This is a genomic window from Desulfovibrio sp. (assembly GCF_009712225.1).
Classification (GTDB): domain Bacteria; phylum Desulfobacterota; class Desulfovibrionia; order Desulfovibrionales; family Desulfovibrionaceae; genus Desulfovibrio.
The window spans coordinates 683,216-695,418 of record NZ_WASP01000006.1 but is presented as its reverse complement, the minus strand read 5'-3'; the positions used below and the strand labels follow the sequence as shown (position 1 = coordinate 695,418).

13 protein-coding genes are annotated in these 12,203 nt (G+C 56.7%); 3 read left to right on the top strand and 10 right to left on the bottom strand.

Annotation, left to right across the window (positions count from 1 at the left end):
- Window positions 1-4: 4 nt before the first annotated feature.
- The 5 genes from nifU to F8N36_RS08380 all read right to left on the bottom strand — a co-directional run bounded on the left by nifU (window position 5) and on the right by F8N36_RS08380 (window position 3,812).
- Window positions 5-841 carry a Fe-S cluster assembly protein NifU gene (gene nifU, locus F8N36_RS08400; protein ID WP_291332347.1) on the bottom strand — a complete coding sequence of 279 codons (837 nt, stop codon included), beginning with the start codon at window positions 839-841 and terminating at the stop codon, window positions 5-7.
- The gene (locus tag F8N36_RS08395) at window positions 825-1,274 is read right to left on the bottom strand and encodes an Rrf2 family transcriptional regulator (RefSeq protein ID WP_291332346.1); all 450 of its coding nucleotides are present in this window, start codon (window positions 1,272-1,274) and stop codon (window positions 825-827) included. The genes nifU and F8N36_RS08395 overlap by 17 nt, the downstream gene beginning before the upstream one ends.
- A 32-nt stretch (window positions 1,275-1,306) precedes the next feature.
- Window positions 1,307-2,242, bottom strand: coding sequence for a homoserine O-succinyltransferase (gene metA / locus F8N36_RS08390; RefSeq protein ID WP_291332345.1), 936 nt, complete (start codon window positions 2,240-2,242; stop codon window positions 1,307-1,309).
- 210 nt (window positions 2,243-2,452) lie between these two features.
- Window positions 2,453-3,148 (bottom strand): 4Fe-4S binding protein, encoded by a 696-nt coding sequence (locus tag F8N36_RS08385; protein WP_291332344.1) that lies wholly within the window; start codon window positions 3,146-3,148, stop codon window positions 2,453-2,455.
- Window position 3,149: 1 nt separating this feature from the next.
- Complete coding sequence (locus F8N36_RS08380) at window positions 3,150-3,812, bottom strand: HAD family hydrolase (protein ID WP_291332343.1); 663 nt, start codon at window positions 3,810-3,812, stop codon at window positions 3,150-3,152.
- Window positions 3,813-4,074: 262 nt separating this feature from the next.
- Here F8N36_RS08380 and F8N36_RS08375 point away from each other — a divergent pair, with 262 nt between their 5' ends.
- From F8N36_RS08375 to F8N36_RS08365, 3 genes are read left to right on the top strand one after another with little or no spacing between them, the layout of a single operon-like run.
- Window positions 4,075-4,968, top strand: coding sequence for an ornithine carbamoyltransferase (locus tag F8N36_RS08375; protein WP_291332342.1), 894 nt, complete (start codon window positions 4,075-4,077; stop codon window positions 4,966-4,968).
- A 3-nt stretch (window positions 4,969-4,971) separates the two neighbouring features.
- On the top strand, window positions 4,972-5,871 hold the full coding sequence (locus tag F8N36_RS08370) for a threonine/serine exporter family protein (RefSeq protein ID WP_291332341.1): 900 nt from the start codon (window positions 4,972-4,974) through the stop codon (window positions 5,869-5,871).
- Window positions 5,868-6,377 carry a threonine/serine exporter family protein gene (locus F8N36_RS08365; RefSeq protein ID WP_291332340.1) on the top strand — a complete coding sequence of 170 codons (510 nt, stop codon included), beginning with the start codon at window positions 5,868-5,870 and terminating at the stop codon, window positions 6,375-6,377. Before F8N36_RS08370 ends, F8N36_RS08365 begins: the two co-directional genes overlap by 4 nt.
- Before the next feature lie 122 nt (window positions 6,378-6,499).
- On the opposite strand, the gene F8N36_RS08360 is transcribed toward F8N36_RS08365, so the two are convergent.
- From F8N36_RS08360 to F8N36_RS08340, 5 genes are all read right to left on the bottom strand, one after another.
- A complete protein-coding gene (locus F8N36_RS08360) occupies window positions 6,500-7,474 on the bottom strand; it encodes a rhomboid family intramembrane serine protease (RefSeq protein WP_291332339.1) in 975 nt (324 codons plus the stop codon).
- Between the two features lie 57 nt (window positions 7,475-7,531).
- Window positions 7,532-7,741, bottom strand: a complete 210-nt coding sequence (rpmB, locus tag F8N36_RS08355; protein WP_291332338.1) for a 50S ribosomal protein L28 — start codon at window positions 7,739-7,741, stop codon at window positions 7,532-7,534.
- A 274-nt stretch (window positions 7,742-8,015) separates the two neighbouring features.
- Complete coding sequence (locus F8N36_RS08350) at window positions 8,016-8,531, bottom strand: nitroreductase family protein (RefSeq protein WP_291332337.1); 516 nt, start codon at window positions 8,529-8,531, stop codon at window positions 8,016-8,018.
- 71 nt (window positions 8,532-8,602) lie between these two features.
- A complete protein-coding gene (locus F8N36_RS08345; RefSeq protein ID WP_291332336.1) occupies window positions 8,603-11,725 on the bottom strand; it encodes a chemotaxis protein CheA in 3,123 nt (1,040 codons plus the stop codon).
- A gap of 69 nt (window positions 11,726-11,794) precedes the next feature.
- The gene (locus F8N36_RS08340; RefSeq protein WP_291332335.1) at window positions 11,795-12,163 is read right to left on the bottom strand and encodes a response regulator; all 369 of its coding nucleotides are present in this window, start codon (window positions 12,161-12,163) and stop codon (window positions 11,795-11,797) included.
- Between the last annotated feature and the right edge of the window lie 40 nt (window positions 12,164-12,203).

Sequence of the window (12,203 nt, the reverse complement as noted above, 5' to 3'; positions counted from 1 at the left end):
GCTTTTAGGCCTCCTCAACCACGATGTCGGCTTCAACATGCTCGCGCAGCAGGCGCTGCACCAGATCGCGGATGGTTACCTCGCTCGAGCGGCAGTGCGCGCAGCGTCCCTTGAGGGCAACCACAATGCGCAGGCCGTCCACATCAACCAGTTCAATGTCGCCGCCGTCTGCGGCGAGCTGCGGACGAATTTCTTCATCAATGGTCTTGAGCACCAGCTGCATGCGCTGCACATTGGTGAGGCGCGGCTTGGGCTTGAGCTCTATCAGCGGCTTCTGCTTGAGCTGGGCCGCCAGAATCTCGCCAATTTCATCAAGGCATTCGCCACAGGCGCCGCCAGCCTTGGTGTAGTTGGTGATTTCTTCAACGGTTTTGAGGCCGTTTTCGGTGATGGCGCGTATGATCTGGGCATCGGTAATGCCAAAGCACTTGCACACAAGCTTGCCGTCTTCGTGGGCGTGCGGCACCGGGGGTTCGCCCTTCCACTGACGGATGGCGGCTTCAAGAGCCTCCTGCCCCATAACGGAGCAGTGCATCTTCTGCTTGGGCAGACCGCCAAGGGCATTGGTAATGTCCTTATTGGTGATCTTGAGGGCGTCTTCGACCGACATGCCCTTTACCATGTCTGTGAGCACAGAGCTGGAGGCAATGGCGCTGGCGCAGCCAAAGGTTTCAAAGCTGGCGTCCTCGATGATCTGCTGGTCGTTGATCTTGAGGTAGAGCTTGAGGGCGTCACCACAGGTCAGGCTGCCCACTTCGCCGATGGCGTTGGCACCTTCAAGAGGACCCACATTGTGCGGATGCAGAAAGTGGTCATGAACTGCTTTAGTGTAATTCCACATGATTGCCTCCCGTTACGGAGCATTTCTCTGAATCTATTATTTCCTGCAGGGTGCGCCTTTGCAGGAATGAGCGTATGTGAGCATCAAGTTCTGTCCAGAATCCCCGCGTGGAGCAGTGGGCTTCCCTCTGACAGTGGCGGCCCTTGCTCAAGCAGCGCACAGGGGAGATTTCTCCCTCAAGGTGCTGAAAGACTTCTTCTATGTTAATGTCGGCCGGCGATTTGGCAAGGGAGTAGCCGCCGCCAGATCCGCGTACAGCCCGCAGAATGCCCATGGGGCGCAATGCCCGCACTATCTGTTCCAGATAGCCCGAAGAAATATTTTCTTCGCGGGCCACCTGCCCCAGTTGCAAAAGAGAGCCCTGGGGCTGGGCCGCCAGACGCAGCAAAAAGCGCAATCCGTAACGGGTTCTGGTAGAAAATCGCATAGGCATCCTCGTATCCTAGATGTGTTCAGGAATGAATCTTACTGGCCCTGCCGGTTGCGGGCGATTGCTGTAAGGCTGAAAGGCGTTTCCTGATAGACGTAGTAGTTGAGCCAGTTGCAATAGAACAGGTGCGCGTGAGCCCGCCAGTTTACGCGGGGCAGGTTTGCGGGATCATTGCCAGGGTAGTAGTGACTGGGAGGGATCGGGTTCATGCCCCTCTCCTGATCGCGTCTGAATTCCGCATCGAGGGTGTCCCTGTCGTATTCGAGGTGGCCGGTCATGAAGACCTGCGAGTGGTCGAGGCTTTCGGCTAGGGCGAGACCCGCTTCTTGCGATTCGGCAAGAATGCGCAGGCCGGGCTGCTTGATCAGGTCATTGGCGCGCACTTCCGTGTGGCGCGAATGCGGGGCAGTGAACGTGTCGTCAAAACCCCGGAACAGGCGGCAGCCAGGCTGCAAAATATCGTGTTCAAACACGCCCGATACCTTGGAAGGCAGGGTGTATTTGGGAATACCGTAAAAATGGTACAGGGCCGCCTGCGCCGCCCAGCATATGTACAGGGTAGAGTACACGCGGCTTTGCGCAAAAGCCATGATGTCGAGCAGCTCGTGCCAGTAGTCCACATCCTCGAAAGGCAGATGTTCCACGGGCGCACCGGTCACGATCATGCCGTCAAAGCTGCCGTGGCGTATTTCGGCAAAGGTTTTGTAAAAGCGCTCAAGATGCTGTGCGGGCGTATTTTTTGATTCGTGGGCTTCGGTACGCAACAGGGTAATGTTAACCTGAAGGGGCGAATTACTCAAAAGCCGCAAAAGCTGCGTTTCTGTGGCGATCTTGGTGGGCATGAGATTGACGATGGCTATTTCCAGCGGGCGGATGTCCTGCTGGACAGCGCGGTCTTCCGTCATCACAAAAATATTTTCGCTCTCAAGCGCTGCACAGGCGGGAAGATCCGCAGGAATCTTGATAGGCATGTTTACAGTCCTTCACAGAAAAGCAGTCTTTTTGGGTAGCGCCGTTTGCACCGCCCCCTAACGGCCCCGTCTGCGGGCTTAAGGTTTTGGGCTTATACGTTAATCGAAGCCCGCCCTGAAAACATAGCACTACACTATGTTTTGTCAAGGCGGGCTTAATCAATTTTTTACATGGGGCTCAGAAGATCACATCTGAAACCTGATTGCTGATTACAATTGTACAATATGCGTCTCCGGCGTCAAGGTGCTTCCTGCCGCTTCGATGGCGCGGTGCACGAGTCTTTCAAGCCCACCGCAGCAGGGTACGCTCATGCGCAGTACGGTAATGCCCGAAATGCCGCCATGCTTGATGATGGCGGTCAGCTTTTCTGCCAGCACTTCGTTATCTTCAAGTTTGGGGCAGGCAATAATGGGCACGCGACCACGCATCCATTCGCTGTGCAGGTTGGGCAGGGCAAAACCCGCGCAGTGTGCTGCCAGCAGAATGTTCGCGCCCTTCAGAAACGGGGCGCTTGGGGGCAGCAGGCGCAGCTGTATGGGCCAGGTGGGAACCTGTGCCCGCAGGTCGCCTGCGCCAGCAGCAGCCGGGCCGCCCGTAAGCGGCGTGAGGGTACGGGCCATGCTGCCAGGGCAGCCGCCGTGGTGGTGGCGGGTCGCTGTTGCACCTTCACGTTTGGCCTTGGCGGTCAGTGCTGCTTCTTCGTCAAATTCGGGAGCTTCCCGTTCCACAAGGCGCAGTGCGCCTTCTGGGCAGTTAAGGCAGGCCCCGAGCCCGTCGCAGTATACATCGCTGATAAGCTTGGCCTTGCCGTCAATGATGGCAAGAGCGCCCTCTGCACAATCAAGCACACACTGTCCGCAGCCGTTGCACTTTTCTTCGTCGATCTCGATGATGGGACGTTTCATACTATGCCTCCATGGCAAGGCGCGTCAGCGCCTCTGGTGTTTCGATGACATGATCTGCCTGGGCCGCGCGCAGTTCTTCTGCACCGCGAAAACCCCAGGCAACACCGATTGAGGTCATACCCGCATTGCGGGCGGTGAATATGTCCACGTTGCTGTCGCCCACATAGAAGCTTGCCGAGGGCAAAACCGCCATGTGTCGCAGCATGTCTAGGGGGGCATCTGCCTCGGGCTTGAGGGGCACGCCTTCACGTCCACCGCGCACAAGGGCAAATGGCACGTCTGGAAAGTAACGGCGAACCAGCTCAACAGTGAGGTCGTCGGGCTTGTTTGAAAGCACCGCCAGGGAGTGCCCCTGACCGGCCAGCGTGTGCAGCGCTTCGGTGATACCCTCGTAGGGCTTTGTGCGCACGCACATGTTTTTGCCGTACTGGGCACGTGCCTCGGCAATCAGCGCAGCGAGATCGCCAGAAGAAAGTCTGGCTGTTTCCCCTTCAGGCAGGGCGTCCCCAACAAGCTTGTGAAAGCCTCGACCCACATAGAACCTGTACTTTGGCAGGGGGTGGACGGGGTAACCGTGGCTGGCGAGAACGTCGTTGCAGGCCTGGCCGATGTCTTCCAGGCTGTCAACCAGCGTTCCGTCCAGATCAAAAATAAAAGCTCTCATGTTTGCTCCTGTGGGCCCTGCAATTGGGTCCACGTACTTTAGCTGAAAAGTATATTAAATCACAAGTACACAATGGGTATTTATGTGGCAAAAATATCCATGTGTAATGTTTTCAGTATGTTAAAATTCTCCCTTATAAACTGTAGAATGCAGTTTTGAGTGCAACCTGCTGTTTTTCCACGGCTGGACAGAATTTTCACCCATTGATAGAACAATAACACGGGCAAAATACACTGTATGTGACGCCCGTCACGGAGGATTTATGGCAAGACATATTTTGAGTATCAAAGGTCTTGGTGAAAAGGCTTCCTGGTTGCTGGTGCAGCAGGCTTTAGGCATGCCCGAGCCAAAGCTGCAAACAGATTTCATGGCCCAGCGCGTTGCTCTGCTTATGTTTTCGCAGCATTCACTGCCCGAGCGGCTCTGTGTTTCGGCCGCTGTGCGGCAAATGGGCGGCGCTGTGGTGTACGAGGGTAACCGTGGCAGCTGGCGCACAGAAATGAGCGATTATCAGGAACATCTGCTGCCGGTGTTCAGCTATTACATTGACTGCATGTACATGTACGGCCTGCCCGTGGGCGGCTGGGACATGGAATCCTCGTGCCTGCGCTTTCCCCTGATCAACGCAGGCAGCCCCGATGCCCACCCCGCCCATGCTCTGGCAGACATTGCCTGCATGCTGCGCAATTCGCGCTATCTCAATGGCGTCACCTGCGCCTGGATTGGCTGCGTCAACGGCACACTGCATTCGCTTATTGAAGCAACGGCATGGTTTCCTTTTGCCTTGCGTGTGGCAGTACCTTCGCATACAGATATTGCGCCGCTCAGGGAGGAAGTGTCCCGGCTGGGTTCAGCTGTTACCTTTCATGAAACCCCTGAAGACGCGGTGTGCGGGGCCAACTATGTTTTTGCGGGCTGCCGTAGCGGCCTGACCGACGAAGAACGCGAACACTGGCGTGTGGAGCCGGGGCTGCTGTCCAAAGCGGCCAACGATGTGCGCCTGATGCTCAGTGCTTCGCCGGTGGCAGCCATTGGTGTTGATGATACCATTCTGGCAAGCAAGGCATCGCTGCTGGTGCAGCAGGCCGAGTACCGCCTGCGTGTGCACAAGCGCATGCTGCACTGGGTTTTTCTTGATAATGAAACCAGGATATAGTTTATGGGTTTGATCAACGGGCAGGGTAGTTGTAATGGTCTGCCTGCTATGGCGGCGGTTTGCAACGAAAGCGGCACAATACAGGGCGAAGGCGGCGCTGGTAGCGCCACCGGTACTGATGGGGCTGTGCTTACCGCCAAAGAACTTATCGAGTTTATTCAGGTTTTTTCTTCGACCTTGCTTGGGGCAGGCGGGCAGACCACACGGGTGGACCGCACCGCCTGCCGCATAGCGCGGGCCTACGGCTTTGAGGTTGAACTGGCGATCTTTCCCAAGCATCTCATGCTTTCGGTCATCAAGCCCGCCGAGGGGGGCATTCCTGCGGAGCGTCGCACTGCAGTGAGCTCCATTGTTTCGGGTGCGCCCAATTTTCAGAGGGTGGCCGCGCTCAACGCCCTGAGCTGGAGCATAGCTGACGAGGGCCTCAGCCTTGACGAGGCGCGCCAGCGTTTCAGCGCCATTTGCGCAGTGCCCACTCTCAATCCCGTGTTGCTGCGTTTTCTTGTGGCCTGCGCCAATGCGGCATTTTGCGGTCTGTTTAACGGCGACCTGCCCGCCATGGGGCTGGTTTTTGCTGCAACGCTGCTGGGCTTTTATCTGCGGCAAAAGCTGCTGCACTGGGGCCTTGATCTGAAGGTCACCTTTTTTCTGTGCTCATTTGCGGCATCGCTGCTGGCATCGCTGGGCGTTGTGCTGCAACTGGGCAGCACGCCGCAAACCGCCATGGCTGCCAGCGTGCTCTTTCTTATCCCCGGTATTCCGCTTATCAACGCCATGCTCGACATTCTCGACGGCCATGTGCTCATGGGCGTTTCACGGCTTATTCAGGCAAGCACGTTGATCATCTGCATTGCCTTGGGCTTGGCCACAACCATGTTGCTTATGGGAGTGGACTCGCTATGATGCTGACAGATTGTCTTGTTGATGGTGCGTTGGCGGCGGTTGCCGCCGTTGGTTTTGCCGCCATATCGCGGCCTACCAAGCGCATAGCCGTGATGGCCGGATTGCTGGCCGCCGCCGGGCATATGAGCCGTTTTTTGCTGTTGCAGGCCCACGTGGGCATTGCCAGCGCTTCGCTTTGCGCAGGCCTGATAATTTCATTCTGCAGCATGCCCATTGCGCGGCGGTGTCATACCCCGGCAGAAATGTTTGTGTTTCCCGCACTATTGCCCATGATTCCCGGCATGTTTGCCTACAAGGCCATTCTGGCGACGCTCAAGTTTCTTAATACTGCCGGTACTGCGCAGGGCGAGACTGTGCTGGTGAGTGTGGTCTATAATGGGCTGACGGCTTTTTTTATCATGTGCGCGCTTGCAATCGGGGCCATACTGCCCCTGTTGCTTTTCCATCGTGAAGCCCCGTTGGGGCGCACACTGCACAGGTTGAGCCAGAACAGCAAGCCACTATAGATTGGAGTGGCGCGGATTGAGCCAGATTTTGGGCCGATGAGGCCAGCTGAAAAAATAAACAACGGCCCTGATATGCGTGAGCACGTCAGGGCCGTTTTGCAGTCTGTGGTCAGCTGCTATGGTCAGCTGTTGATGGTTGCAAAAGCCAACCACCAGGCCGAGACCACAAGCAGGGCGGTGACCGCCGCTGCCAGCCATTGTCCAAGCCCCGCGCGGTCGCTGCGCACTCGCCAGGCCTCAAAAGCGCCCAGCGCCAGCCCGCAGCCAAGCCCCGCCAGGTGGGCGGCATAATCGGTATTTTCGCCTTCTGTGCCCAGCATTGCCAGCAGTGCAGCGGCAGCAGCCACGGGCAGCATGGCCTTGCGCCTGCCCTGTTGCTGGCAGGCCATGTAGCCGGAAATTGCACCAATGCTGGCAAACAGCGCGGTTGAAAAGCCCAGGCTGAGCACGGGGCGTGGCCGCAGCAGAACCGTAAGGGCATTGCCCAGCGCGCCGCCCAGCAGGGTGAGCCACAAGGCTCTGCCAATACCGGTAAGGCGGGCCAGCAAGGTGAGAAATATGGAGCCAAAGGCCACATTGCCGCAAAGGTGGGTCAGGCTGGCGTGCAGGGTGAGAGCGGTGACTGTTCTGTACCACTCGTTGAAAACGCGCACCCGCACCACGTCCAGAACACCCGCGCTGTTCCATAGTTCCGGCGCTGGCAGCAGAGGAGGCACGTGCCACCAGCCCACGCGCCAGCCGTACCAGAGTATGAGGGGCAGCAGGGCAAGGGCGGCCACAAAGGCGTGAGGGTACACGGGAAGCGGTGGCGCTTGTGGAGCAGGGGTGATGCTTTCTTTTACAAAGGCCCCCAGCTCGTAAAGGGCCACGTTCTCCAGCAGCGCAGGCACATAGATGTATTCCCTGCCGCTCATCTGGATGGTCTGGTGCGGTATGCCGCAGGCATTGAGTACCAGAAGCAGCTCGCGAAATCGTGTGTAACGCGTAGTGCCCTGGCTGCTGGCAACAGGACGCCAGCTGAGAGGCAGGCTGTTGGGCCTGCGCCTCAAGCGCCAGTAGCGCGAAAAAACAAAAATTCTTGGCGTTATGGTGCGCATAAGCAAAAAAGCCCCGGCAGTAACCTGTCGGGGCTAAAAGCTGCAAAAGACGGGCAATTAAGCCTGCTTACGCACCGTGGGCTTGGTCACCGCGCCGGAGCGAATGCAACGGGTGCACACGGAAAGGGTGCGAACGCTGCCGTCGGGGAACTGGTGACGCACACGCTGCAAATTGGGATTGAAGCGGCGCTTGGTCTTGATGTTGGAGTGGCTCACAAGATTGCCGACCTGGGGCTTTTTGCCGCAAAAGATGCATTCCTTGCTCATACTTTCCTCCGTATATGCAAAAAAACAGTTCGTTTCAAATGCGGCATAAAACTAGGCCCGCGCCGAAAATAATGACAGCGTTGCATGTGGGCGTAACCGCGCGAAAAGGTCATATAGCTCATGCAGTATGGAAAGGCAAGAGATTTTCTCAAAAAATGGCTGCCGGGCTTTTTGTCTTGCCAGCTTGGGGGCCCGGAGCGTCTGGAATGAGCATTGCCTCCTTACGGAACCATGCAAAAATTCCGAAAGGTGCCCATAAAAACACAGCAGAAGGCTAGAATAGCTCTTTGTGGGTGCGGGCCCAGTCGGCAGCATCGAGCTGACGGGGCTGCTTTTCTTCATCCTTGTGCCCAATGGCCAGCAGGCAGAGTACGCCATAGTTTTGTGGAATGCCAAGGGTTTTGCGAACTTCGTCCTCGGCAGATTTTGCACCGTTGGTGCGCAGGCGCATCTGCACCCATGTAGAGCCCAGACCAAGGCTTTCCGCCTCCAGTTGCACCAGTGTGGCGGCGATAGAGGCATTTTCGACCCATACGTCGGCCTTGTTGGTGTCAGCCGTTACAGCCAGCACCAGTGTCGCTGTGCGCAGTGGCATGGTTCCCGAGTCACGGCAGGCGGCAAGGGTTTCAATCATAGCCTTGTCGCGCACTGCCACAAGCTCGACAGGGCGGGTATCTTTTGAGGAAGGGGCCAACAGGGCCGCGGCAAGCAGCTTTTCAAGGTGCTCATCGCTCACGGCTTCGGTTGTGAACTTGCGGATGCTGCGACGGTTGCTCAGAAGTTCGATCATGATTTTCCCTCTGCGTGAAAGGCTGAAATGCAGAAAGGGGGCCGTAGCCCCCTTCGATAGTGCATTCAATATTACATTCTGGCTGATACTGCCTGTTTGCCCTGTTCGCCCGATCCCATGGATGAGGCTTTGGATGTGGCCAGTATGTAGATTTCGTGCGGGTCGAGAATCAGAATGACCGAGCCGTCGCCCATGATGGTTGCGCCAGAAATGCCCTTGAGGTCGCCCAGGTATGCGCCCAGAGGCTTGATAACGATTTCTTGGCGTTCCAGCAGGCGGTCGACCACAAGGCCCAGACGGCGTTCGTTGTCGTGAATGACCACAACCGAGAGCACATCGGGCAGAGGATCGGTGCGGGGCAGGCCCAGCATCTCTGAAAGTTCAACAACACCAAGTACTTCGCCGCGCAAGGTGACGGCCTTGCGTCCCTTGACGTCTGTAAGGCGCTCGGCCTCAATCTTGGTGGTTTCAGAAACCGCATCAAGGGGGATGGCGTACATCTGACCGGAAACATTGACCATAAGAGCATCAATGATTGCCAGCGTGAGGGGCAGGCTCAGGGTAAAGCGCGTGCCCTTGCCCACCTCGGAGTAGGTGTTGACGCTGCCCTTGAGGTTTTTGATGTTGGTGCGCACCACGTCCATGCCCACGCCGCGGCCAGAAATATCGGTGATCTTTTCTGCCGACGAAAAACCGGGTGCAAAGATGAGCTCCAGCGATTCACGGTCGTCGAGCTGGGCGGCTTCTTCGGGAGTGATAACTCCCTTGCGCACAGCGATTTCGCGCATTTTTGCGGGGTCGATGCCCTTGCCGTCATCCTCGATTTCAATGGCCACTGAGTTGCCCTTGTGAAAGGCTCGCAGCACAACCTTGCCCTTGGCGGGCTTGCCAGCGGCCAGCCGCTGCTCTTCGGACTCGATGCCGTGGTCAACAGAGTTACGGATAAGATGCACGAGGGGGTCGCCGATAACTTCCACCACGCTCTTGTCCAGTTCTGTTTCTTCACCTTCCATGACCAGGTCAACTTCCTTGCCGCTTTTGCGCGAAAGGTCGCGTACCAGCCGGGGAAAGCGCGAGAAAACAGAAGAAACCGGAACCATGCGTACCTTCATGATGGTGTCTTGCAAATCATCAGAAATGCGCGCCATGGCATAGGTGGTTTCAGAGAGGCTTTGGGCAACCTGCGAAATATCCACATCATGCCCACTGTCTTCAAGCGAGCGGGCAATAAGGGTGTACCTGTTGCGGTTGATGATGAGTTCGCCAATCAGGTTCATGAGATGGTCGAGGCGCTCATGGTCAACGCGGATGGTAGAAGAGCCCTTGTGATTTTCCTGGGCAGGGGCTGCCGCCTGGGCTGCCGGAGCTGCAGGCTTTGCCGGGGCCGCAGGCTTGGCTGGAGCCGCAGGCTTGGCCTGGGCTGCTGGTTTGGCTGGAGCGGCAGGCTTGGCAGCCTCGGCGGGCTTTTCCTGCGCCACCGGTTTGGCCGCGGCGGGTTCTGCCGTGGCAGGCTGCTGGGGCTTTGCGGCCTCAGGAGCAGCGGTAGATACGGCAGGGGCACTGGCAGCGGCAGGTTCTTTTTCTGCCTTTACTTCCGGCTTGGCGGGGGATTCTTCCTTTTTGGCCTCAGGGGCAGGTGCCTCTGCTGCAGCGGCAGCAGGAGCTGAAGCGCTGTCAATCTTTTGCTGGATCATGTCCCGGATAATGGCAACTTCCTGCTCCAGCAGATCAACCATGAGTTCAAAATCAATGCCGCTGATGCGTCCCTGATCCACAATACCAGCAGTGCGTTCTGCATAGACCTTGATTTCTTCAAATTCCATGAAGGCGCAGGCATTCTTGACCGCCATAAGGCAGCGGTAGAGGGCATCTATGGATTCCTTGTGGCTGCCATCCTTCTTGAGCGTTTCAAGCCCGGCGTGGATGATCTCAAACTGCTGGCGCACGGTGGCGCTAAAAGCGTCAATGTCTTCGTTTTCAGTGCCTACGGCAATGATGGTGGGCATGACCACCTCAACGGGTGCATGCTCCCCGGCGGGTGCCGTTTCGGCAACGGCTTCATCGGCCTCGGCTTCCTGCTGGTCCGAGCCATTCTGGCTGGCCTGGGCTTCGAGAAGCTCCGTGGGCAGGGAAATGGGGCCGCCGGTCTGCGCTATTTGCAGCTGTTTGACCACAGGGTCTATGATGAAGGGGGTGGCAGACCCGCCTTCAATGTTGATTCTCTGTACCAGAGCTTCAAGCACATCCACAACGAGCAGCAAGAGGTCGATGAGCTCGTGCGTGGGCGTAATCTTGCCCTGCCGAACATTGTTGAGCAGGGTTTCTGCTTCGTGGGTAAGGGCATTGAGCTCGGTGTAGCCGATAATGCCGCTGTTGCCCTTCATGTTGTGGAAGAAGCGGAAGATATCGTTGACCAGTTCGTCGCGGCCAATGGGGTTTTCTTCCAGATCCAGCAGGGCATTGGTAAGGTTTTCGATGGTGTCGTTGGACTCATCGATAAAATCTTTCAGGTGGCCCTCGCCAAAGGCGGTAAGGGTATATGAAGGGATTTCGGGCAGGGTAAGCACCCAGTCCTTGCCAGACATGGCAGGCTCGCCCGAATTCTGCTTTATTCCGGCCCCGTTGAGCTGCTTGTCGGCGTCTTCGTCGGCTGCATCTTCAGGGGCGCTGTCGGCTTCTTCAGCCTGTTCAGCGGTTTCCGCGTATGCGGAAGCTTCAGCCGGGGCTTCTGCTGCCACAGATTCTTCTGCCGGGGGCATATCTACGGCCTCTGGCTCCGCCGCTGGCTGCGGCGCAACTTCGCCAGCCATGATGGCGTCGATCTGGGCCATGATATGTTCAATTTCCACGTCGCCTTCGGCGTTGGTGGATTCCAGATTGTCGATCATCTGGCGCAGGGCATCTGTGGAGGCCAGGATGACATCCATGATTTCCGAGGTCACAACCATGGTGCCTTTGCGCAGTTCGTCCAGAATATTTTCTGACTTGTGTGCAAGCTGGTTGATACGGTTCAGCCCCAGAAAGCCCGATGCCCCTTTGAGGGAGTGCATGGGACGAAAGATATCATTCAGCAGGGCAAGGTTGTCCGGAGCTTTTTCAAGCTCAAGCAGATTCGGCTCGATAGTTTCGAGATGTTCCTTGGCTTCCGCGATAAAGTCGGCGAAAAGTTCCGGATCAAAAAATTCCTGGCTCATAACCTATACCTTTATATGGCTGAAAGCACACTATTGTCCGAATTGGACATATACTGTCTTTCTTATCGGCTAGCCCAGAAGCATCTTTATATTACGAACCATTTTTTCAGGCTGGGCGGGTTTAACCATGTAAAGGTTGGCACCGAGGCTCATACCTGTCTGAATGTCCTTTTCCTGACCTTCTGTTGAAAGCACGATGATGGGAATATCCTTATAGGCATCCTGAGCACGAATTGTTCTGATAAACGTAAAACCGTCCATGCGGGGCATGTTCACGTCCGAAACAATAAGGTCGACAGGCTCAAGGCTGTAGAGTTTTTCAATGGCGTCCATGCCGTCTTCGGCAGTACTCACCTTGAAGCCCTCGCCTTTCAGAACAAAGGCCACCAGGTTACGGATAGTCTTGGAGTCGTCAACGACCATGATATGTTTTTTCATAAGTGTGATCCTGTCCGTCTGATGTTGGCTGCCGTATAAA